Origin of the sequence: Curtobacterium sp. MCLR17_054 (genome assembly GCF_003234335.2) — a bacterium.
GTDB classification, from domain to species: domain Bacteria; phylum Actinomycetota; class Actinomycetes; order Actinomycetales; family Microbacteriaceae; genus Curtobacterium; species Curtobacterium flaccumfaciens.
The window spans coordinates 3,360,257-3,382,206 of sequence record NZ_CP126263.1; the positions used below are offsets into that span (position 1 = coordinate 3,360,257).

Genomic DNA, 21,950 nt, shown 5'->3' on the forward strand with positions numbered 1-21,950 from the left:
CCGGGGCGACGGTTGTGGAGAACTGACCTGCCACAACCCGGAACCGATCCAGGGCGACCGGACAATACAGGGCATGAACCAGATCACGGGGGACCGGTCCGACTGGGCCCTGGGCGTCGCCGGGGACGGCCGTGCGGTCGGTCGGCTCTTCGACCGGCACGCGGCGCGACTGCGTCGTCACGTCCGAGCGCTCGTCCCGACGCCTGACGACGCCGACGACGTGGTCGCCGTGGTGTTCCTCGAAGCCTGGCGGAAGCGGGACCACGTCCGTTTCGTCGACGACTCGATGCTGCCGTGGCTCCTCGTCACGGCGACCAACACGGCGCACAACCTGACGCGGTCGTCTCGGCGCCACCGCTCGTTCCTCGGCAGGTTCCCGGTCGACGATCCGGCACCTGACCCAGCGGACTCCTTCACCGACGCAGAGGCCGTGACCGCGCTCCGTGGTCTCCCGATCGCAGACCAGCGGGTCCTGTCCCTCTGCGTGCTCGAGGGGCTGAGCGAGCGTGAGGCCGCGACCGTCCTCGGCGTCCCGCCCGGCACCGTCAAGTCCCGGCTCCACCGTGCGAAGGCGCGGCTCCACAAGCAGTACTCGGCGACAGCGGAACCCCTCGGAGGCACACTGTGAACCACGACCAGATCTCCCCTCGTCTCGCAGCGATGCGCGACGCACTCGTCGCAGAGGTCGACGCCACCAGCGCCACCGGAGCGCCGCTCCGTCGACGTCGCCGACCGACCCGCGGCACGGTCCTCACGATCGCGGCGGCGTTCCTGGCGGGATCGGCCGTCACGGGCGGGATCACCGCGGCCGCCCTCCCGTCGAACGACCCGGACGCCGCGCTGGAGAGCACCCTTGCGACCTCGACGCGCTACATGGTCGAGGAAGCGAACCACGCCACGATCCTCGGGACTCCGGCCTTCGCGGCCACGCAGGGCGATGGTTCGTTCTCGCTCGGCACCCGCCCCGCGGACGCCGACCGGGTGACGCTCACGTGGAAGTGCCTCGACCCGGGGACCTTCACCGTGGCCATCGACGGGACGACCATCGACGGGCCCACCCGCTGCACCCCGGGCACGACCGGCGGGGTGAGCGGTGAGCATTGGAGCCTGTCCCCAGCGCCCGGTTCCGGACACTCGGCGGCGACCATCAGCGTGACGGGCGGCGGCTCCGCCCGCTACGCCGTCTGGGCCTCGTGGGTCGAGTCCGCGCCGATCGCGGAACCCTCTGCCCAGCAGCGAGCCGAGATCCGGGACGGCCGGATCGCCCTCGACGAGTACCGCGCCGCCTTCAACCGGCTCGAGGCCTGCCTGACCCAGGCGGGACACCCGATGGACGACGTGCCGCTCTCGTGGTTCGCGAACGGGTCCTGGACGAGCCGACCGATGGGCACGGGCCCCTGGTACCTGTACTCCACGCCTGCCGAGGGCCTCGAGGTGTTCGACACCCAGTGCTACCCGCGGGAGTTCGGCCAGGTCGACGCGCTCTGGCAGGCGGAACACCCGATGCCGGAGGACCCGCCGGCCCAGCCTGCTGGCTGATGCACCATGGTGCAGAGACTCATGCGACCGAGGAAGGGAACGAGATGACTGCCGAAGCCCTCGACGTCCGGGCGGAACTCCGCGCGCTGATCGAGCACCGTTCCGTCGCGCTCGACACGATCGCCCAGATGACCGGGATCTCGGACTCCACGCTCTCCGCGTACCTGGACGGCCCAGGGATCGAGCACCAGGGTCTGACCGCCCTCGGGACCGGGCTGACTCCCGACGAATCGCAGCGGCTCGCCGTCCTCGCAGCCATGCTGGCCGCTGCTCGGAGCGTGCCGGACGACGACCGCGTCCGCGGCATCCTCGAGAGTCTCACGCAGGTCTCCGGGCTGACGGTCGCGAACATCGCGTCGCTCACCGGGATCGCGGAGTCCGACCTCGACGCGTTCTCGATCGATCCGACCGGGTTGAGCGTTGCGGTGAAGTACGCGATCGCGACCCGGACCTCGTTCCTCGTGAACGCCGCCAACCTCGCGACACCGAGGCACTGAGCGGCACCAACGCGTGGCAGGGACTCGAACCCCTTCAACCTGCTGGTGTGCCCCTGGAGGGACTCGAACCCCCAACCGTTTCCTTAGGACGGAACTGCTCTTCCATTGAGCTACAGAGGCTGGCCCGACCACTCTAGCGGCGGAAGCCCTGCAGGAACGCGTGCAGTTCGTCGACGAACAGGTCGGGCTGCTCGAACGGCGCGAAGTGCCCGCCGCGGTCGAGTTCGTGGCGGAACACGAGGTTCGTGGTGCGCTCGAGCCACTCCCGCGGCGCCCGCACGATGTCGCCGGGGAAGATCGAGAACCCGGACGGCACCTCGACCCGTCGTTCCAGCTGCTCCGCCGGGATCGCCGCGTTCGCGTGGTACATCCGCATCGCCGAGCCGATCGTGGCGGTGGCCCAGTACTCGGTCAGCAGCGCCAGGACCTCGTCCCGCGTGTAGACCGACCACAGGTCCCCGTCACAGTCGCTCCACGCCCGGAGCTTCTCGACGATCCAGGCCGCGAGACCAGCGGGTGAGTCGTTCAGCCCCACGGCGGCGGTCTGCGGCTTCGTCCGGTGCAGCATCGCGTACGCGCCCTCGGCGGTGCGCCACCGATCGGTCGCGGCGACGAACTCCCGCTCGGCGGCGGACAACGTCGACGGGTCGAGGCCCGGCCAGGCGAGCCCGCCGTCGATGCGGTGCACGGCGACGACCCGGTCGGGGTGGTCGAGTGCCAGGTAGCGGGCGACGTGTGTGCCGATGTCGCCGCCGGACACGGCGAACCGCTCGTACCCGAGGTCCGTCATCAGCGTCGCCCACATGCCGGCCACCTGCCGGGCGTCGAGGACCTGCGGCGGTGCATCCGAGAAGCCGTAGCCGGGCATGTCCGGCACGACGACGTCGTACCCGGCGGCGACGAGCATCGGCAGCACCTTGCGGTACCGCCAGCCGGAGTCCGGCCAGCCGTGCGCGAGCAGGACCGGCAGGGCGTCGGGCTGCGGAGCACGGGCGTGCAGGACGTGGATGCCGATGCCGTCCACGACGACACGGCGCGAGGGCAGCGCGGCGAGCTCGGCACGGTGCGCGTCGAAGTCGAACCCGTCGGCCCAGTACTCGACGAGCGGGCGCAGGACATCGAGGTCCACGCCGAGCGACCAGCCGACCCCGGCGGGCGCGTCCGGCCAGCGCGTGGCACGGAGCCGCGCGCGCAGGTCGTCGATGGTCGCGTCGTCGATGTGCGGTGTCTCGCCCATGCAGCCGACGCTACTCAGCGCCACCGACGCAGATCGGCGAGGGCGGACTGGAGCCGCTCCCCCTGGCGGACCGACTGCCTGTCCGCACAGGCAGTGACGAGCCTCCCGGCGGCGTTCACCTGGCGGACACCCGCGCATCCTCTGCCCGCAACGGGGTGCGTCGACGCTGGTCGGACCGCGCCGGTCCCGGCGCGACGGCACGTACCCAGGAGTCCCATGATCTCGCTCGTCTGCCTCGACATGGCAGGAACCACCGTCGACGACGGCGGCGTCGTCCTCGACGCCTTCCGCACCGCGCTCACCGACGTCGGCCTGGAGCGCGGGAGCACCGAGCACGACCGCGCCGTGCAGTACGCGGTCGACACCATGGGCCAGTCGAAGATCGCCGTGTTCACGGCGCTGTTCGACGGTGACGGTGTCCGCGCCGAGGCAGCGAACACCGCCTTCGAGCGCGCCTACGCAATGACCCTCGACCGCGGCGTGCGGCCGGTGGACGGCGCCGTCGAGACGCTCGTCGCCCTCCGCGCAGCGGGGCGACGGATCGCGCTGACCACCGGTTTCTCGCCGGCGACGCGCGACGCGGTGCTCGACCTGCTCGGCTGGCGGCCGCTGATCGACCTCGCGCTCTCGCCCGCCGACGCCGGACGCGGGCGCCCGTACCCGGACATGGTGCTCGCCGCCGTGCTCCGGACCGGCACCGACGACGTCCGTGACGTGGCAGTCGTCGGGGACACCGTCGCCGACCTGCTCACGGGACACCGCGCCGGCGCCTCCGTCGTGGCGGGCGTGCGGACCGGCACGCATCAGGACGTGGACTTCGCGACGGTCGCGCACACCCACGTCCTCGACTCGGTCGCCGAGCTGCCGTCGGTGCTCGCCGAGGTCGACGACGCCGCCGCCAGGGCGTGACGACCGCGCGACGACCTCACTGGTGACAGAGGCCGCCGGGGTCGCACCGTTCGCCGCGTGGCCGGGTGCTCCGCGACTGACGGTCTCCCTCAGCCGAGGACCGTCGGCGCGATGCCGAGGCCGGTCGTCATGCCGATGCCCGTGGTGACCGTCACGACGTCGACCCCGGGGACCGGCTGGTCGATGAGGAACTCCCGCCCCGGCGCCGATGCGTAGACGCCCTGCCACCGGTCGACCACCGAGACCGGCGCACCGAACAGCCGCTCGGTCTCGGTGACGAGCAGCCGGAAGCCGTCCTCGTCCTGGAACGGCGGCGCGTCGACCCCGCGCTCGTGGGTGTCCCCGACGATGACGCTGCCGTCCGGCGGTGACGTGTACATCTGGTTGAGGTCCCAGCGGATCCCCTCGGGCAGGTCCGCGGCGAGCCGGTCCCGCAGGGCACCCGCTCCGGGCATCGCGGCGAACCCCGAGTAGCGGAGCAGCGACCACCCGGTCAGCAGCGGTGTGGCGAGCGGGAAGGCGAGGGGGATCGTCGCACGCAGCATGTGGAGCCGGCAGCGGACCAGGCCGATCGACTCGGCGAGCTCCGGGAAGAGCTGGTCGAGGTCGTGGTTGGTGCAGACGACGATCCGGGTCCCCTCCACGATGCCGCGGCCGGTGCGGACGGCGCCGGTGGTGACCTCGAGCGCGGGGGTGCGCCAGTGGAAGGTGACCCCCTGCCCGGCGAGCCAGCGCGCGATCGCGGGTGCCGCCTCCCGGGGGTCGACCTGCAGGTCGTGCGCGAGGTGCGCGCCGCCGAGGGCCGTGGCGGGATCGACCGGCACCGCCGCTGCGATCTCGGCCGCGTCGGCCAGCCGCAGGTCCGCGCCGGAGTCGCGGTACTCCTCGAGCACCGCCAGCTCCTCGGGACGACGGGCGACGACGTGGGCACCGCGTTCCCGCGCCGTGAACCCGGCGAGCTGCGCGAGTGCGAGCCAGCGGCGGCGTGCTTCCTGGGCGTACCCGGCCGCCTCGCCGGTCTGCGGGGTGACGCAGGCGTGACCGAAGTTCCGGACGCTCGCCCCCACGACCGCGCCTGCACGATCGACCACCGCGACCCGGGCGCCCTGCAGGAGCGCCTCGTAGGCCATGCCGAGCCCGACGATGCCCGCGCCGACCACGACGACGTCGTACCGTTCGGTCAGCGGCTGGTGGTCCGTCTCAGCGTCGAGTGCGGTGTGTGTGGAGCGGGGCATGAAGACCTTTCGGGCGGCCCGGAGTGCCGGTCCGGTGCGGATGCCGCAACTGTCGCAGGTCAGCGGTGGGGCGGGGTTCCGTCCCGGTGCACGCCGCGTGGACGGCGCGTGAACTCGGCGGGCACCTGTCCGGACAGGCGAGGACGCCCGCGGCGGTGCCGGGAGTCGCGGTGCGACCGTCGGACTGGAGGCCCGTGGCGGCGTCGCCACGGGCCTCCAGGCCGTCTCGTGGTGCGGACCGACGGCCGCTACGCGGCCACGAGGTACTCGTCCCACTCCGCCTGCGGACGCTCGATGCCGCGCACGACCCACGAGGACCCGTGCGGCACCTTCGGCGGGAAGCGGAGGCGCCACCCCATCTCCTGCGGGGTGCGGTCGCCCTTGGTGTTGTTGCAGGCCAGGCAGCAGGCGACGAGGTTCTCCCACGAGTCCTGCCCACCGCGCGACCGTGGCTGCACGTGGTCGATGGTGGTGGCGTGCCGGCCGCAGTAGGCACAGTGGTTGCCGTCCCGACGCAGCACACCGCGACGGGACACCGGCACGAGCCTGGAGTGCGGGATGCGCACGTAGCGGGTGAGGATGATGACGGACGGACGGTCGTAGCTCGACGTCGACCCGGTGACCGGGTGTTCGACGTCGGCGGCGACGATGGCGGCCTTCTGGTTCATGACCAGCACGAGGGCTCGTCGGAACGAGATCACCGCGAGGGGCTCGTAACCGGCGTTGAGGACGAGAGTGCGCATGGGTTCCCTTCCGACGTGCCTGGACGGCTTCCAGGCGCTGCGGGTGCGTCGGACCGACGACGCGAACGGGTGAGGACGACCTGTTCACACCCCTGGAACCACGAAGAGCACCACCCGGATGGGCAGTGCTCTCGTCATGCAGGGGCGTGCTCGTGCACGCAGGCTGTGCTCGACCATATGTCGACACGCGCGCGCCGACCCATGGTGCGGGTCGTGCGGAACATCGACATGAGGGTCTCCTGTTCGCGCCGGTGCGGACCGGTGCAGCGTCAGGTTAACCCAGAAACCGGCCCGGCACGAGGGTGCGCGGGCCGGTTCCGGTGAAGTTCACACGCCGGAGGGGCAGTGGTCGCTAGATGCCGAAACGGACGATGTGGTAGTCGCTGGTCCAGATCGGGCGGATCTGCACGGTGCCACCGGGCTTCGGGGCGTCCATGATCATGCCGTTCCCCATGTAGAAGCCGTCGTGCGCCTCGTTGTTGAAGATGACGACGTCACCGGGCTGCGCCTCGGACTCGGGGATCGTCGTGCCAGCCTGGTCCTGCAGCGGCACGGAGTGCGCGAGGTTGATGCCGTACTGGGCGTACACGAACATGATGAAGCCGGAGCAGTCGAAGCCCGACGGGTCCGCGCCACCGAAGACGTACGGGGTGCCGATGTACTGCTTGCCCGTGGCGACCACGGCCGGCAGCGAGAACGGGGTGTCGGCGGCAGACGAGCTGGCCGCGTACTCGGCGGCGGTGGGCCCAGTGTACGAGGAGTACTGCTTCGCGGTCGCTGCGCGGGCCGTCTGGGTCTGCTCGGCCTGCTCGGCGGCTTCCTTCGCTGCGGCGGCCTGGTCCGCGGCAGCCTGCTTTGCGGCCTTCTCGGCGTCGAGCGTCGCGGTGGACGTCGCGCCGAAGCCGTCACGGCTCGTGTCGGCGAGCGCCACGGCGTCGGAGACCGACAGCTCCTGGCTCTGCGTGGCCCGGACCTGACGCTGGGCGTCGGCGACGGCGGTCGAGTTGCTCGAGGTCGTCGCGGCGAAGGCCGGGGCGACCGCGACCGTACCGAACATGCCGGCGGCCACGGTGAGGACGACCGGCGCGAGGAACTTGCGCTTGCGCGACGAGGAGCTGGCCTTCGCGGTGCTCGCGGCTGCGGCGGCCTGCGCGGCACGACGACCACCGGGCAGCGGGGCGGAGCGCACCGGCACGACCTTGCGGACCGGGCGGCCCTCGGTCTCGCGCACGGCCCGCCGGGTGAGCGGGGCGGTGGTGGCGTTCTCGGTGTTCGTCGGGTTCGCGGGCGTCTGGTCGTCCGCGGCGGTACCGGTCTGCGTCAAGAGGTGTGTCTCCAACGTCTCGTCATCACGCCGCCGTGGGTGTCCGGCGGTGTGCAACCCCATCCGTTCGTCATCGTTTCCGATCGAGGCAGGAGACGGGTTCGAGACGTCCTGCCACGGGTCTCCGGCTCAGGGGCAGCGCGGCGACTCGGACGAGTGTACGGAAGCGTCGTTACCGAGTCGAGACCAAACGCCCCGCAGGTAACGAAACGGTAAAGACTCTCAGGAACGACCAGGAACGGTCAGCCGCGTTCGATGTAGACGTGCTGCGCGACCTCGATCGGCAGCTCGATGCCCGAGTCCTCACCCTCGACGCGGACCGCGACGTAGGCGCCCGCACGCTGCACGCTCGCCATGCGCCCGGGCATGACCCCGGCGGTGCGGAGCTGGTGCAGGAGTTCCGGTTCGAACTGCACGGGCTCGCCCAGGCGTCGGACGACCCCGGTCGTGACGGCGTCGGTGCCCTCGGTCGCGGCGACGATGTTCTGGACGCCGTCGAGGAACCCGGCGGCCGCGGGGCCACCGATCTCGGCGAGCCCGGGAATGGGGTTGCCGTAGGGGGATTCCGTCGGGTTGCCGAGCATCTCGAGCAGGCGGACCTCGACCTGCTCGCTCATGACGTGCTCCCAACGGCAGGCCTCGTCGTGCACGAAGGCCCAGTCGAGTCCGATGACGTCGGCCAGCAGGCGTTCGGCCAGACGGTGCTTGCGCATCACGTGCGTGGCACGGGAACGGCCCTCGTCGGTGAGCTCCAGGTGCCGGTCGCCGGAGACGACGACCAGGCCGTCGCGCTCCATGCGGGCGATGGTCTGCGAGACCGTCGGGCCCGAGTGTCCGAGGCGCTCGGAGATGCGCGCGCGCAGCGGCACGATCGCCTCTTCCTCGAGGTCGAGGATGGTGCGAAGGTACATCTCCGTGGTGTCGACGAGATCGGTCACGGTCCGCCTCTCATGTCTGGGCCCAGCGCCGACCACACTACTTGTTCGCACCGACGAACACCGACCGGCGCCCGGGTGCACGTGAGAAAGGGTCATCCGACGCGGTGGACGGGTGGGTCGAACCCTCCCCGTCCGGCCGGTACACGGGCTCGGGCAGGCGGATCGTCGTCGGTAGGATCGGTGCATGGCAGACATCGTCATCCCGGCCGAACTCCTCCCCACCGACGGTCGCTTCGGCTGCGGTCCGTCGAAGATCCGCGGCGCCCAGCTCGAGTCCCTCGTGACGCGCGGCGCCACGATCCTCGGCACCTCGCACCGTCAGAAGCCCGTGAAGGACCTGGTCGGCAGCGTCCGCTCCGGTCTCGCCGACCTGTTCCAGATCCCCGAGGGCTACGAGGTCGTCCTCGGCAACGGCGGCTCGACCGCGTTCTGGGACGCCGCCGCGTTCGGCCTCATCGAGCGCCGTGCCGAGAACCTGTCCTTCGGCGAGTTCGGGTCGAAGTTCGCCAAGGCCGCAGCCGCCCCGTGGCTCGAGGCGCCGCACGTCGTCGAGGCGCCGGGTGGCTCCCTCGCCGCACTCGAGCCGGTGGAGGGCGTGGACGTCTACGCCTACCCGCACAACGAGACCTCGACGGGCGTCATGGCTCCGGTCGTCCGCGCGACCGGTGACGCCGGCGCCCTCACCGTCGTCGACGCGACCAGCGCCGCCGGTGGCGCCCTGTTCGACGTCAGCGCCACCGACGTCTACTACTTCGCCCCGCAGAAGAACTTCGCCTCGGACGGCGGGCTCTGGCTCGCGCTGCTCTCCCCCGCCGCGATCGAGCGGATCGAGCGGATCGCCGCCTCCGACCGGTACATCCCGGAGTTCCTGTCGCTCAAGAACGCCGTCGACAACTCGCGCCTGAACCAGACCCTGAACACGCCGGCGATCTCCACGCTGCTGCTCCTCGACGAGCAGGTGCGGTGGATGAACGAGTCCGGCGGCCTGGCGTGGGCTGACCTCCGCACGAAGACCTCGTCGTCGACGATCTACGACTGGGCCGAGGCCAGTGACTCCGCGACCCCGTTCGTCTCCGACCCCGCCGCTCGGTCGCAGGTCGTCGCCACGATCGACCTCGACGACTCGATCGACGCCAAGGCCGTGGCCGCGACCCTTCGTGCGAACGGCATCGTCGACACCGAGCCGTACCGGAAGCTCGGCCGCAACCAGCTGCGCGTCGCGACGTTCACCGCGATCGACCCGGACGACGTCGCGAAGCTCGTGCGCGCGATCGACTTCACGATCGACGCCCTGCGCTGACGTCGGGGACACCCGCCGGAACGAGGACGGGCCCGGCACCACCCGATCGGTGGCGCCGGGCCCGTTCGTCGGTCCGGGTGGGTCAGGCGCGGTGGAAGCCCGGGTCGGCCTCGCCGGCGTCGAGCTGGTCGACCTCGAGATCGGCGTCGGGCTCGAACGGCTGCACGCGGCGGGCACGGCGGCGACGGGGCGGCTGCGGGGCCTCGTCCTCGGTGTCGGTGTCGCTCACATCGGCGAGCGCATCGACGTCCACGCCCTCGATGTCGTCGTCGTCCGACTCGTCGAGGTCGTCCTCGTCGGCGTCGAACTCGTCGTCATCGTCGTCGTCATCGTCGTCCGACTCGTCGTCATCCGAGTCGTCGTAGTCGTCGTCCTCGTCCGAGTCCTCGTCGTCGTCCGACTCGTCGTCGTCTTCGTCGTCGTCGTAGTCCTCGTCGTCCGAGTCCTCGTCGTCCGAGTCCTCGTCCGACGCGTCCTCGCCCTCGTGCTCCTGCGCGGCCCGGTACTCGGCCAGTCGCTCGGACCACGGCACCCACTCGGGCGCGACGAGCGAGCCGTCCCCGGGCATCAACTCGACCTCGAGCACGGTGGGTTCGTCGTCGCCGATCTTCGCAACGCTGACGGTCCAGCGCCACCCGGGGTAGCCGGGCAGCCGGTTGGCGAACAGGACGGACACGACGCCGTCCCCTTCGTCCACCGTGCCGACCGGTGCGCCGACGGTCGACTCCGGGGTGACCTCGAGCAACGCCTCGCGCGCCAGGTCGGTGTAGTTGATGGACGCTGCGTCGACGGACGCTACGTCGGTGGACGCTGCGTCGGGAGCCGTCTCGGCCCCTGCTGTCTCGGACTCGGTCATGGGGTCACGCCTCCAACTGGTCTGCGACGTGCCGCAGGATGGCGGCGATGCGATCGCCGTTCTTCGGGTAGCGGCCGTGGCGGAGGTCTCCGCTGATCCGGTCGAGTTCCTTCACCAGGTCCTCGACGATCACGGCCATGTCGTCCGCGGAGCGACGGGTCATCCGCGACAGCGACGGCTGGGGCTCGAGCAGCCGCACGGACAACGCCTGCGACCCCTTCTTGCCCTGGACGACGCCGTACTCGAGCCGCGTGCCGGCCTTGACGGTCACGACGCCGTCGGGCAGCGAGGACGCGTGCAGGAACACCTGGTCGCCGTCGTCTCCGGTGATGAAGCCGAAGCCCTTGTCGTCGTCGTAGAACTTGACCTTGCCGGTGGGCATGCGTGGACTCCTCGAGGTCGTGGTACGGCCGTGGTGCGTCGGATATCCTGGGTCGATGGCCAAGCCGACCCGATCAACCGGGAACCCGCAGGACTCCGCAGAACCCCCGGTGACGTTCAATCGTACCGAACGCGCTCTGGCGTTCATGATCGGTGGGATCATCATCCTCGGCTTGCTCTGCTTCGTCGCGATGATCATCATGTGGCTCACCGCTCCCAGCGCCCAGGGTGCGATGCCGTGGCCGGTGGTCATGGCGATCCCGCTCTACGGCTTCCCGATCGCCATGGTGCTGGTCTTCACGCTCCTCGGCATCACCTGGACACGTCGCGCACGAGCGAACCGGACGGCTCGCTGACGTCCGCCCCGGACGCTGGCACCGGACGATGACGACCACCGCCGACCTCGCCGCCCGACTCCGGGCGATGCCGGACGATGCGCTCGAGCGCCTCGTCGCGGCGAGGCGACTCCCGACCGCTGCACTCGCCGAGACCGGCCCGCAGCGCATCACCGACTTCTTCGACCTCGCCGAGGCGCTCCGGGGCGACGACGCCGTGGACGCCGCCGTCGAGCACCTGCCGCGCGCCACGATCCTGGCGCTGCGCGACGGCGGCGCCGTCGACGCGCTCGGCCCCGCGATCGAGCTCGGCCTCGCCGACGAGGACGGCGCCGTCGACGACGCGGTCGCCGCACGCGTGGCCGCCCACCCCGACCTCACCTCGCTCGACGAGCAGCCGGGAGGCCCGGAGCAGGTCCGCCCCGCTGCTCCCGCTCTCGACGCCGCGGCACTCGAGCGTGCGCGCACCATCGGCGCGGAGCAGGCGTTCGCGACGATGACGGTGCTCGCCGAGCTGCTGCGGGCGGTCGACGCCGGCGCGGTCCGCGAACTCGTCAAGGGCGGGATCGGCATGCCGCTCGCCCGCACCCTGGCCGAGCGCATCGGCACCGATGCCGAGCTCGTCGCCGGTCGTCTGGCGCTGCTCGACGGCATCGGGTTCGCCGACCCCGACACCGGACGCTGGATCGTCACCGACGCCGGGCACGCGTGGTTGCTCGCGAGCTGGCCGGAGCGCTGGGTGTCTCTGGTGGCCGCGTGGTCGGACACGCTCCCGCCCGCCGTGCACCAGGTGCTCGACCTGGCCGACGGGGACCTGCGCGACCTCGTGCCGCTCGGTCGGTGGGCGTACCCGGCGGGGTCCCGCTGGCTCGACGCCCTGCTGCTCGACGTCGCCGGCACCGCGGCGTCGCTCGGCCTGGCGGTCGACGGCATCGTGACGAGCACCGGTCGGGCGCTCCTCGACGGCGACGCCGAGCAGGCCGCCGACGACCTGCCGGGCACCGTCGAGCGGGTCTACCTGCAGCACGACCTCACCGTCATCGCACCGGGGCCGCTCGCGCCGGTGGACGACGACGCCCTGCGCACCGTCGCCGTGCTCGAGGCACCAGGCCTCGCGGCCCGCTACCGCATCTCCGAGGACACCCTGCGCGCGGCGTTCCGGGCCGGACACTCCCGCGACGACTTGCTGTCCCTGCTCGGACGACTGTCGGCCACCGGGATCCCGCAGCCCCTCGCCTACCTGATCGACCAGGTGGCCGGACGCGACGGCAGCATCGTCGTCGACCGGGGGCCGGGCGGCGTCGGGACCGAGGTCCGCGGCACCGCCGACCAGCTCGACCTCGTCGGGGTGGACGCCGAGCTCCGGCAGCTCGCGTGGGAGCGGCCCGACCTGACGACGCTGACCACGCGCTACCCGCCGCACGTCGTGCACACCGCACTCGAGGACCAGCGCTACCCGGCCGTCCTGACGACCGCAGCCCGCCCCGAGGCGCACCACGGGCCTCCCGGCCGGCGCAGCCCCACCGGACGCTCGCCGGAGCAGTCGGCGCACGCACTCGTCGAACGGCTCCGCCTGACGACGCAGCGCGGCGACGCGGAGCCGGAGCAGGAGTGGCTCGGTCGGCAGATCGACCTGGCCGTGCGCGGACGCACGCCGATCCGTGTGACCGTCCGGATGCCGGACGGCTCGGAGCGGCCGTTCTCGATCGTGCCGACCTCGGTCGCGGCCGGGCGCGTCCGCGGGCGGGACACGGCCGTCGACGTCGAACGCACCCTGCCGCTCTCGCTCGTCGTGTCGGTCGAGAGCGACGCCTGAGCCGCGCGGTCCCCCGCACGCAGGTGCCGACGGCTAGGCTGGCAGGTCATGAACGGACCGCTGATCGTGCAGAGCGACCGCACCGTGCTCCTCGAGGTCGCGCACCCCGACGCCGAGGACGCACGCCACGAGCTCGCGGCCTTCGCCGAGCTCGAACGCGCTCCCGAGCACGTGCACACCTACCGGATCACCCGCCTCGGACTCTGGAACGCGCGCGCCGCGGGCCACGACGCCGAGGCGATGATCGACACCCTGGAACGCTTCGCGAAGTTCCCCGTGCCGCAGAGCGTCACGGTCGACATCCGCGACACGGTCTCGCGCTACGGACGACTCGTGATCCGTCGCGAGGAACGACCCGACGCGCCCGTGATCGCGAACTCCCCCACCGAGGAACTCGAGCGGCTGCCGCTCCTGCTCCTCACCGCCGAGGACCCGTCGGTGCTGGCCGAGGTCATCCGGTCGAAGCGCATCAAGCCGTTGCTCGGCGACATGCGGTCCTCGACCGAGGTCGAGCTGCAGCCGTGGGCGCGGGGGCAGATCAAGCAGGAGCTCGTGAAGCTCGGCTGGCCGGCGGAGGACCTGGCGGGCTACACCCCGGGCCAGCCGCACCCGATCGACCTGGACACCGCCGAGTGGCACATGCGGCCGTACCAGGAGCAGGCCGTCGACACGTTCTTCGCCCAGGGCTCCGGCGTCGTCGTGCTGCCCTGTGGCGCGGGCAAGACACTCGTCGGCGCTGGTGCGATGGCGACCGTCAAGGCGACCACGCTCATCCTCGTGACGAACACCGTCTCGGCGCGGCAGTGGCGCACCGAACTCCTCAAGCGCACGACCCTGACGCCGGAGGACATCGGCGAGTACTCGGGCAGTGTCAAGGAGATCCGGCCGGTCACGATCGCGACCTACCAGATCCTCACCGCCCGCCGGAAGGGCGAGTACACGCACCTGTCGCTCCTCGACGCCCTCGACTGGGGCCTCATCGTCTACGACGAGGTGCACCTGCTGCCCGCACCGGTGTTCAAGCTGACCGCCGACCTGCAGGCCCGCCGACGCCTGGGCCTCACCGCGACGCTCGTGCGCGAGGACGGCCGCGAGGGCGACGTCTTCTCGCTCATCGGGCCGAAGCGGTACGACGCCCCGTGGAAGGAGATCGAGGCGCAGGGCTACATCTCGCCGGCCTCCTGCTACGAGGTCCGCATCGACCTGCCGCACCAGGACCGCCTGGAGTACGCGGCGTCGAGCGACGACGAGCGCTACCGGCTCGCCGCGACGTCCCCGGCCAAGACCCCGGTGGTGCGGGAACTCATCGAGAAGCACCGTGGTGAGCAGATCCTGGTGATCGGGCAGTACATCGACCAGCTCGACGAACTGGCCGCGTCGCTCGACGCCGCGGAGATCACGGGGGCGACCCCGGTCGACGAACGGGAGCGGCTGTACGACGCGTTCCGGTCCGGCGAGGTCGACGTGCTCGTCGTCTCGAAGGTCGCGAACTTCTCGATCGACCTGCCCGACGCGACCGTCGCCATCCAGGTCTCCGGCTCGTTCGGATCCCGGCAGGAAGAGGCGCAGCGGCTCGGCCGGCTCCTCCGCCCGAACAAGGACGGCCTGCCCGCGTCGTTCTACACGCTCGTGGCCCGGGACACCGTCGACCAGGACTTCGCGCAGAACCGGCAGCGGTTCCTGGCGGAGCAGGGGTACTCGTACACGATCCTCGATGCTGACCAGGTCCAGACGCCCGTGGGCTGACGTACGAACCGCTTTCAGGAAACCCCGAGGGAACAGTCAGAAGATAAGACCATGAGCGATGGCCCCAAGATCCTGATCGTCGACGACGAGCCGAACATCCGCGACCTCCTGACGACCTCGTTGCGCTTCGCCGGCTTCGCCGTGCGTGCGGTGGGCAACGGAGCACAGGCGATCTCCGCCGTGCTGGAAGAAGAGCCGGACCTCATCATCCTCGACGTGATGCTGCCCGACATGAACGGCTTCGGTGTCACCAAGCGCCTGCGTTCCTCGGGCTACACCTCGCCGATCCTGTTCCTGACGGCGAAGGACGACACCGAGGACAAGATCACCGGCCTCACCGTCGGCGGCGACGACTACGTCACCAAGCCGTTCTCGCTCGACGAGATCGTCGCCCGCATCAAGGCCATCCTCCGTCGCACCATGAACGACGAGGAAGACGCGATCATCCGCGCCGGCGAGCTCACGATGGACCAGGACACGCACGAGGTCACGATCGGCGACGCCCAGATCGAGCTCTCGCCCACCGAGTTCAAGCTGCTCCGCTACCTGATGCTCAACCCGAACCGCGTGCTGTCGAAGGCGCAGATCCTCGACCACGTGTGGGAGTACGACTTCAACGGTGACGCGGGCATCGTCGAGAGCTACATCTCGTACCTGCGCCGCAAGCTCGACCAGTACTCCGCAGAGCCGATCATCCAGACCAAGCGCGGCTTCGGCTACATGTTGAAGGCGTCCAAGGCTTCCTAGGAGCAGGAGTCCCTCGGGGCTCGACTTCACGGCGGTCGTCCGGTTTCACCGGGCGGCCGCTGTCTATCGTTGGGGCAGCATGCACACGCGAATGAACCACTGGTGGGACGGGATCTCCCTGCGCACCAAGATCACCGGGATCACGGTGCTGCTCGTCGCGCTCGGGTTGCTCGTCGCCGGACTCGGCACGATGACCGTGCTGTCCACCTACCTCATGCAGCAGCTCGACAACACGGTCAAGCAGACGACCGAGCAGCTCGAGGGCCAGAACATCAGCGACGGCGAGCAGTACTGCAAGCTGTCCGTGGTGGTGTCACAGAGCGCCTACGTCGCCGCGTACGACGCCGACGGCGACCGGATCTGCCAGACGAAGGCGTCGAGCCGGCCCGACGTCCGCGAAGCCACCCTGGTCGAGGCATCGCAGGCGAACCAGCGCATCTCGCTCTACGACAGCCAGCACAACCACGAGTGGCGTGCGCAGATCATCCCGGCGTCGCTGCAGAACCAGTCCGACGGCACCACCGAGACCGGCTACGTGCTCATCGCGGTCTCCAGTGCCGGTACCGACGAGACGATCGGCAAGTTCACCGCGATCTTCCTCGGGTTCGGTGCCTCGGTCATCCTGCTCGGCGCCATGCTCACCCGGCTGCTCGTCACCGCGACCTTCGACCCGCTGCGCGACGTCGAGGACACTGCCGCACGGTTCGCCGCGGGTGACTTCAACCAGCGCCTCGAGGCCGACACCCCGAACACCGAGGTCGGCCGACTCAACCGCTCCCTCAACGTCATGCTCGAGCGGATCGACTCCGCGTTCGAGGACCGCGAGCGCACCATCGCCCAGATGCGCCGGTTCGTCGGGGACGCCTCGCACGAGCTCCGCACGCCGCTGGTGTCCCTGCGCGGGTACGCCGAGCTGTACCGGATGGGTGCCCTGCGCAAGGAAGAGGACGTCGCCCAGGCGATGGAGCGCATCGAGAAGGAAGCGCAGCGGATGGGCCTGCTCGTGCAGGACCTGCTGCAGCTCGCCCGCATCGACGAGTCGAAGCCCCTCGAGCTCGGCCCGGTCGACCTCGTCGCCATCGCCCGCGACTCGGCGCTCGACACGATGGCCTCCAACCCCGACCGCGAGATCCAGGTCCTCGTCGAGGACTCCCTGACCGGCGAGAGCGTGCCCCAGGCCGTCCGCCCGTCGGCGTCGGCGTCGTCGTCCATCGGCTCTCCGGACTCCGGCGAAGCACCGCCCGTGTCGCCCACCTCGGCGAACACCACCGGGCCGATCGCGTTCTCGCGCCAGACCATCGCGCGTCTGCGGGCCCGTCGGACCCGCGCCATGAACATCGACGCCGGTGCCGCCCCGACGGACGAGACCACCCCGCTGCCCACGGTCGTGCTGCCGAAGCGGCCGCCGATCGTCCTGGCGGAGGAGAACAAGATCCGCCAGATCGTCACGAACCTGATGGGCAACGCCATGCGGTTCACGGCGAACGACGACCCGATCGAGATCGGCATCGGCGTGGACAACGAGCGCGGCATGGCACACCTCGACGTGATCGACCACGGTGAGGGCATCCCGCCGCAGCTGCGCGAGAAGATCTTCCAGCGCTTCTGGCGTGCGGACACCTCCCGCGCCCGTGACACCGGCGGCTCGGGCCTCGGGCTCGCCATCGTGTCCGGCATCGTCGCGGCGCACCACGGCTCCGTCGAGGTCTTCGACACCGAGGGCGGCGGCGCCACCTTCCGCGTCTGGCTCCCCCTGCTCCCCCGCGACTTCGCCGCCTGACCCGCGCGGGCCGGCCGCTGCGCGAGGTAGCGCTAACTGCCGCCCATCCCGCGCTCTCACGGCGCAACGTGCGACCTGGGTGACGAACGCACGGCGTGTTGTGCGACCGCCGCAAGCAAGCGTCGGACCCTTCGGAGGGACAACCCGCCGACGTCACGACGAGCGCGAGACGAAGGCCTGGCGCAGACGCTCGAACAGCGCAGACGCTCGAACAGCACAGCAGGGCGAGCGGCATCAGCCCGCGTCGCATGCAGGACGAGCCAGCCGTTGACCGCCATACCGTTGTCACGCCGCTGGTCGTACTGGAAGACATCCTGCTCGCGGTGGTGATCGCCGTCGTACTCCAACGCGATCCGACGTTCCGGCCAGGCCATGTCCACGCGTCCGAGGAACCGGCCGTGGTGATCCGACACCTCGACCTGCAGTTCCGGCTCGGGGAAGCCCGCGTCCACCACGGCGAGCCGAAGCCAGGTCTCCATCGGTGACTCGGCACCGACGCGCACCCGCGCGATCGCGGCACGAGCGACCGCGATCCACCGAGATCCGGGCACGATGCTCTTGGCGAGCGTGTCGATCGTGCAGAGTCCGCTCTTGCCCACCAGGAAATCGCCCACCGCGACGAGTTGCTGCACGCTGAGCAGACCGGCGCACTCCCGCCACGCAAGCTCTGGAGTGCTGAGCCGCATCCCCTGCCGCTCGCAGCTGGTAGCTCCGGACCGGCGACGGTGTCCTTTGACCTGTGGACGTCGCATCACCGGGCCGGTTCCGTCGGTCGTGACGTGGACGGGGACTTCGGCACCGTGCGGGAGCGGTGCTCCCCACAGCGCGGCGGCCGTCGTGTGGCTCAGGTACTGGTCCGGACGGAGCACCAGGCCGACTGCCGCGACGATCGACATCGTGGCGTCGGTCGACCGGACGCCATGCACGGGACGGACGAGATCACGTCGACGGAGACGACCCGGATCGACGCCGAACCCGATGGCGTCACGGACCAGGAAGCCGGCGGAGTCGAGCGTCTCAGGGAGCGGACGAGGCTTCGGCATGTCCCGAGTGTCGCGACCCGGCTGCCCGCGCGACCCCCTCGGGAACACATCTGTGGAGAACGACCGGTGCCGGGCCTCCTGTGCGCTTCATGCTGATCGCGCAACATGCCGTCTCCAGCACGCCGTGGTCGCACAAACTGCCGGGACGGCCTCCGCGAAGCGGCAGTTCGTGCAATCTCGGCCCAACCGGCCCGACCGCACACACAAAAGGGCCCCACACGCGCAGCGTGCGGGGCCCTTCCGTCAGGCGGACTTAGAAGTCCATGCCACCCGTCGGGTCGCCAGCCGGAGCAGCAGGGGTGCGCTCGGGCTTCTCGGCGACGACGACCTCGGTGGTCAGGAACAGACCGGCGATCGACGCAGCGTTCTGCAGCGCCGAACGCGTGACCTTGGCGGGGTCGATGATGCCAGCAGCGATCAGGTCGACGTACTCGCCGGTCGCGGCGTTGAGGCCCCAACCCGACTCGAGCTCGCGGACCTTGGCGGCGACGACGCCCGGCTCGAGACCGGCGTTCAGCGCGATCTGCTTGAGCGGCGCGTCGATGGCCACGCGGACGATGTTCGCACCGGTCGCCTCGTCACCCTCGAGCTCGAGGGCCTCGAGTGCGACGGCACCGGCCTGGATGAGGGCGACGCCACCACCGGCGACGATGCCCTCTTCGACGGCAGCCTTCGCGTTGCGGACGGCATCCTCGATGCGGTGCTTGCGCTCCTTGAGCTCGACCTCGGTCGCGGCACCCGCCTTGATGACGGCGACGCCACCGGCGAGCTTCGCGAGGCGCTCCTGGAGCTTCTCGCGGTCGTAGTCGGAGTCGGTCGCCTCGATCTCGGCACGGATCTGGCGGACACGGCCGGCGATCTGCTCGGCGTCGCCGGCACCCTCGACGATCGTGGTCTCGTCCTTGGTGATGACGACCTTGCGGGCACGACCGAGCAGGTCGAGCGTCGCGTTCTCGAGCTTGAGGCCGACCTCTTCCGAGATGACCTGGCCACCGGTCAGGATCGCGATGTCCTGCAGCATGGCCTTGCGGCGGTCGCCGAAGCCCGGAGCCTTGACGGCGACGGACTTGAAGATGCCGCGGATCTTGTTCACGACGAGCGTGGCCAGGGCCTCGCCGTCGACGTCCTCGGCGATGATCAGGAGCTGCTTGCCCGCCTGGATCACCTTGTCGACGACCGGCAGGAGGTCCTTGATGTTCGAGATCTTCGAGTTGACGATCAGGATGTAGGCGTCCTCGAAGACGGCTTCCTGACGCTCGGGGTCGGTGACGAAGTACTGCGACAGGTAGCCCTTGTCGAAGCGCATGCCCTCGGTGAGCTCGAGCTCGGTGCCGAAGGTGTTCGACTCCTCGACGGTGACGACGCCTTCCTTGCCGACCTTGTCGATGGCCTCGGCGATGAGCGCGCCGATGGTCGGGTCAGCGGCCGAGATCGACGCGGTCGCGGCGATCTGGTCCTTGGTCTCGATGTCCTTCGCGTTGGCGAGGAGCTGGTCGGAGACGGCGGCGACGGCCTTCTCGATGCCGCGCTTGAGCGACACGGGGTCGGCACCGGCGGCGACGTTGCGGAGGCCTTCGCGGACGAGCGCCTGGGCGAGGACGGTCGCGGTGGTCGTTCCGTCACCGGCGACGTCGTCGGTCTTCTTGGCGACCTCCTTGACGAGCTCCGCACCGATCTTCTCGTACGGGTCGTCGAGCTCGATCTCCTTGGCGATGGAGACACCGTCGTTCGTGATCGTGGGGGCGCCCCACTTCTTCTCGAGGACGACGTTGCGGCCGCGCGGGCCGAGCGTCACCTTCACGGCGTCGGCCAGCTGGTTCAGGCCGCGCTCGAGGCCACGGCGGGCCTCCTCGTCGAAAGCAATGATCTTAGCCATGTGGTTTTTCGTCCCTCCCGGACGTCGTCTTGGGGGTCGTGCTGGCACTCAGCGTGAGCGAGTGCCAACGCCGATTCTGGCACTCGCCGGGTGTGAGTGCAACACAGTCGGGAGGCTCGTGACGACTTCCCAGGACACGTCGCGTCCGGTGGACCCCGCACCACCGCCGCGGTCGCGCTCCCGGCACCGGTCACCGTCCCCGCACACGACGAACGCGCCGCCCCTGACGGGACGGCGCGTTCTGGAAGTGGTGCTGCTCAGGCGGGGCGGACGGACTCTGCCTGCGGGCCCTTCGACCCGGTGCCGACGTCGAAGACGACGGCCTGGCCCTCCTCGAGGACCTTGTAACCCGACATGTCGATGGCCGAGTAGTGCACGAACACGTCCTGGCCCCCTCCATCCACGGTGATGAAGCCGAAGCCCTTTTCAGCGTTGAACCACTTCACGGTTCCGTTGGCCATGATCTCTTGCTCCCTGGTACTGCAGTGCGGAACGACGTGATCGTCGTCTGCATGGGACTCTGACCGAACCCGTCCGATCAGGCAAGAGGTGTGACGTTGTTTCACGTCGATTCCGTCAGAAATCAACGTGCTCGAAACACGGCCGTCACACAATGCGCGGAAAACGCGGCGCGACGGCCCGCAGAACGACCGATCAGCCGGTGTAGTCGGCGCCGAGGACGACGCTCACGTCGGCGTTCGGGAACGCCGCCGACTGCTGCACGGCCGTGACGCCGAGCTGCTTCGCGATGCCCTGCGCGACCGCCGCCTGCGACGCCTGCTGGTAGTAGACGATCGTCGACGTGGAGCCCGTCGTGCCGGCGTCACCGGTGGAGGCGACCTGCCAGCCGGCGCCGGTCAGCGCCGCGCTCGCTCGGCTGGCGAGGCCCGTGGTGGTCGTGCCGTTCAGGACGACGACGGTGGTGGTGCCCTGCTGCGCCGGCGTCGCGGCCGCAGCACTGCCCGACCCCGACCCTGCGGAGCCCGAACCGGCCGACGAGGACGCGGACGGCTTGGACGTCGCCGAGGGCTTCGCGGTGGCGGACGCCGACGTGGAGGCCGAGGGGGAATCCGAGCTGTTGAACGAGTAGCTGCCGTTCAGCAGCGCGAGGACGAGCACGCCGATGCCGACGAGCACGCCGGTGGCGAGCGCCGCCCAGGCGAAGGCGATCCAGCCACGGCCGCGACGCTGGGCACCGCGGTGCGCACCGACCCGCGGGCCGTCGGCGACGTCGTCGAACCGGTCTCGGGGGAATCTCGTGCTCATCGTTCCTCTTCACGTCCTTCGGGAGCCGCACCGGGCGCGACGAAGCTGCGCGTCGCCCGGGCGCTGGTGCGCGCGTGACGGAGCCGCTGCAGCCGGCTGACGAGCTGCGGGTCGTACGCGAGTGCCGCGGGCGAGTCGATCACGCGGTTCAGCACCTGGTAGTAGCGCGCCGCCGACATCTCGAACTCGACCCGGATCTCCGCTTCCTTCGTGCGGTCGTGCCGTGCCCGGTCCTGCTCGAACGTCAGCACGTGCTTCGCGAGCTCACTGAGCTGGTCAGCACCGAGCTGGTCAGCACGCAGCTCGTCAGCACGGAGCTCGTCGACGCTGCGTTCGTCGGTGGGGCTGGTCACTGCGGTTCCGATCACGGTCGGGTAACGGG

At 70.5% G+C, this 21,950-nt stretch carries 22 protein-coding genes and 1 tRNA gene; 10 read left to right on the top strand and 13 right to left on the bottom strand.

All coding sequences use genetic code 11. The features are described from left to right. Positions 1 to 73 precede the first annotated feature (73 nt). Genes DEJ08_RS15890 through DEJ08_RS15900 form a run of 3 tightly spaced genes read left to right on the top strand, consistent with a single transcriptional unit; the run spans position 74 to position 2,036 of the window. Positions 74 to 628 (top strand): RNA polymerase sigma factor, encoded by a 555-nt coding sequence (locus DEJ08_RS15890; protein WP_111032360.1) that lies wholly within the window; start codon positions 74 to 76, stop codon positions 626 to 628. After that, a complete protein-coding gene (locus tag DEJ08_RS15895) occupies positions 625 to 1,539 on the top strand; it encodes a hypothetical protein (RefSeq protein WP_146248454.1) in 915 nt (304 codons plus the stop codon). The genes DEJ08_RS15890 and DEJ08_RS15895 overlap by 4 nt, the downstream gene beginning before the upstream one ends. Positions 1,540 to 1,583: 44 nt before the next feature. Further along, on the top strand, positions 1,584 to 2,036 hold the full coding sequence (locus DEJ08_RS15900; protein WP_181438943.1) for an HTH domain-containing protein: 453 nt from the start codon (positions 1,584 to 1,586) through the stop codon (positions 2,034 to 2,036). Positions 2,037 to 2,084: 48 nt separating this feature from the next. On the opposite strand, the gene DEJ08_RS15905 is transcribed toward DEJ08_RS15900, so the two are convergent. Further along, positions 2,085 to 2,156, bottom strand: a tRNA-Arg gene (locus DEJ08_RS15905). A 13-nt stretch (positions 2,157 to 2,169) separates the two neighbouring features. Next, on the bottom strand, positions 2,170 to 3,273 hold the full coding sequence (locus DEJ08_RS15910) for an epoxide hydrolase family protein (RefSeq protein ID WP_111054072.1): 1,104 nt from the start codon (positions 3,271 to 3,273) through the stop codon (positions 2,170 to 2,172). A 216-nt stretch (positions 3,274 to 3,489) separates the two neighbouring features. Between DEJ08_RS15910 and DEJ08_RS15915 the strand changes: the two genes are divergently transcribed. Continuing rightward, on the top strand, positions 3,490 to 4,182 hold the full coding sequence (locus tag DEJ08_RS15915; RefSeq protein WP_111054073.1) for an HAD family hydrolase: 693 nt from the start codon (positions 3,490 to 3,492) through the stop codon (positions 4,180 to 4,182). A gap of 89 nt (positions 4,183 to 4,271) precedes the next feature. Here DEJ08_RS15915 and DEJ08_RS15920 read toward each other — a convergent pair whose 3' ends face one another. The 4 genes from DEJ08_RS15920 to DEJ08_RS15935 all read right to left on the bottom strand — a co-directional run bounded on the left by DEJ08_RS15920 (position 4,272) and on the right by DEJ08_RS15935 (position 8,422). After that, positions 4,272 to 5,417: a TIGR03364 family FAD-dependent oxidoreductase gene (locus DEJ08_RS15920; RefSeq protein WP_111054074.1), complete on the bottom strand. Its 1,146-nt coding sequence runs from the start codon at positions 5,415 to 5,417 to the stop codon at positions 4,272 to 4,274. A gap of 248 nt (positions 5,418 to 5,665) precedes the next feature. After that, entirely contained in the window at positions 5,666 to 6,160 is a 495-nt protein-coding gene (locus DEJ08_RS15925; RefSeq protein ID WP_027466591.1) for an HNH endonuclease, read from the bottom strand. 352 nt (positions 6,161 to 6,512) lie between these two features. Then, positions 6,513 to 7,484 carry a C40 family peptidase gene (locus DEJ08_RS15930; protein ID WP_111054075.1) on the bottom strand — a complete coding sequence of 324 codons (972 nt, stop codon included), beginning with the start codon at positions 7,482 to 7,484 and terminating at the stop codon, positions 6,513 to 6,515. A 242-nt stretch (positions 7,485 to 7,726) separates the two neighbouring features. Next, on the bottom strand, positions 7,727 to 8,422 hold the full coding sequence (locus DEJ08_RS15935) for an iron-dependent transcriptional repressor DtxR (protein ID WP_110863077.1): 696 nt from the start codon (positions 8,420 to 8,422) through the stop codon (positions 7,727 to 7,729). Positions 8,423 to 8,606: 184 nt separating this feature from the next. Here DEJ08_RS15935 and serC point away from each other — a divergent pair, with 184 nt between their 5' ends. Next, positions 8,607 to 9,722 carry a phosphoserine transaminase gene (gene serC / locus DEJ08_RS15940; RefSeq protein WP_071404063.1) on the top strand — a complete coding sequence of 372 codons (1,116 nt, stop codon included), beginning with the start codon at positions 8,607 to 8,609 and terminating at the stop codon, positions 9,720 to 9,722. A gap of 82 nt (positions 9,723 to 9,804) precedes the next feature. On the opposite strand, the gene DEJ08_RS15945 is transcribed toward serC, so the two are convergent. Both DEJ08_RS15945 and DEJ08_RS15950 read right to left on the bottom strand, forming a co-directional pair. Beyond that, positions 9,805 to 10,578, bottom strand: a complete 774-nt coding sequence (locus tag DEJ08_RS15945) for a DUF3027 domain-containing protein (protein ID WP_111054076.1) — start codon at positions 10,576 to 10,578, stop codon at positions 9,805 to 9,807. A gap of 4 nt (positions 10,579 to 10,582) precedes the next feature. Next, positions 10,583 to 10,960 (bottom strand): cold-shock protein, encoded by a 378-nt coding sequence (locus DEJ08_RS15950; RefSeq protein WP_017888041.1) that lies wholly within the window; start codon positions 10,958 to 10,960, stop codon positions 10,583 to 10,585. 55 nt (positions 10,961 to 11,015) lie between these two features. Here DEJ08_RS15950 and DEJ08_RS15955 point away from each other — a divergent pair, with 55 nt between their 5' ends. From DEJ08_RS15955 to DEJ08_RS15975, 5 genes are all read left to right on the top strand, one after another. Next, the gene (locus DEJ08_RS15955) at positions 11,016 to 11,315 is read left to right on the top strand and encodes a hypothetical protein (protein ID WP_128780559.1); all 300 of its coding nucleotides are present in this window, start codon (positions 11,016 to 11,018) and stop codon (positions 11,313 to 11,315) included. Positions 11,316 to 11,343: 28 nt separating this feature from the next. Continuing rightward, the gene (locus DEJ08_RS15960) at positions 11,344 to 13,110 is read left to right on the top strand and encodes a helicase-associated domain-containing protein (protein WP_111054077.1); all 1,767 of its coding nucleotides are present in this window, start codon (positions 11,344 to 11,346) and stop codon (positions 13,108 to 13,110) included. Positions 13,111 to 13,158: 48 nt separating this feature from the next. Next, the gene (locus tag DEJ08_RS15965) at positions 13,159 to 14,856 is read left to right on the top strand and encodes a DNA repair helicase XPB (protein WP_027466594.1); all 1,698 of its coding nucleotides are present in this window, start codon (positions 13,159 to 13,161) and stop codon (positions 14,854 to 14,856) included. 51 nt (positions 14,857 to 14,907) lie between these two features. Continuing rightward, on the top strand, positions 14,908 to 15,603 hold the full coding sequence (locus DEJ08_RS15970) for a response regulator transcription factor (RefSeq protein WP_017888045.1): 696 nt from the start codon (positions 14,908 to 14,910) through the stop codon (positions 15,601 to 15,603). Positions 15,604 to 15,682: 79 nt separating this feature from the next. Further along, the gene (locus DEJ08_RS15975; protein ID WP_111054078.1) at positions 15,683 to 17,383 is read left to right on the top strand and encodes a sensor histidine kinase; all 1,701 of its coding nucleotides are present in this window, start codon (positions 15,683 to 15,685) and stop codon (positions 17,381 to 17,383) included. Positions 17,384 to 17,439: 56 nt separating this feature from the next. Here DEJ08_RS15975 and DEJ08_RS15980 read toward each other — a convergent pair whose 3' ends face one another. The 5 genes from DEJ08_RS15980 to DEJ08_RS16000 form a co-directional block, all read right to left on the bottom strand. After that, positions 17,440 to 18,015, bottom strand: coding sequence for a putative endonuclease domain-containing protein (locus DEJ08_RS15980; RefSeq protein WP_220035433.1), 576 nt, complete (start codon positions 18,013 to 18,015; stop codon positions 17,440 to 17,442). 664 nt (positions 18,016 to 18,679) lie between these two features. Further along, positions 18,680 to 20,302 carry a chaperonin GroEL gene (gene groL / locus DEJ08_RS15985; protein WP_017888048.1) on the bottom strand — a complete coding sequence of 541 codons (1,623 nt, stop codon included), beginning with the start codon at positions 20,300 to 20,302 and terminating at the stop codon, positions 18,680 to 18,682. A gap of 257 nt (positions 20,303 to 20,559) precedes the next feature. Beyond that, the gene (locus DEJ08_RS15990) at positions 20,560 to 20,763 is read right to left on the bottom strand and encodes a cold-shock protein (protein WP_017888049.1); all 204 of its coding nucleotides are present in this window, start codon (positions 20,761 to 20,763) and stop codon (positions 20,560 to 20,562) included. A 193-nt stretch (positions 20,764 to 20,956) separates the two neighbouring features. After that, positions 20,957 to 21,568 carry a LytR C-terminal domain-containing protein gene (locus DEJ08_RS15995; protein WP_071404071.1) on the bottom strand — a complete coding sequence of 204 codons (612 nt, stop codon included), beginning with the start codon at positions 21,566 to 21,568 and terminating at the stop codon, positions 20,957 to 20,959. Continuing rightward, a complete protein-coding gene (locus DEJ08_RS16000) occupies positions 21,565 to 21,921 on the bottom strand; it encodes a DUF3263 domain-containing protein (RefSeq protein ID WP_239001351.1) in 357 nt (118 codons plus the stop codon). The genes DEJ08_RS15995 and DEJ08_RS16000 overlap by 4 nt, the downstream gene beginning before the upstream one ends. Positions 21,922 to 21,950: the final 29 nt, after the last annotated feature.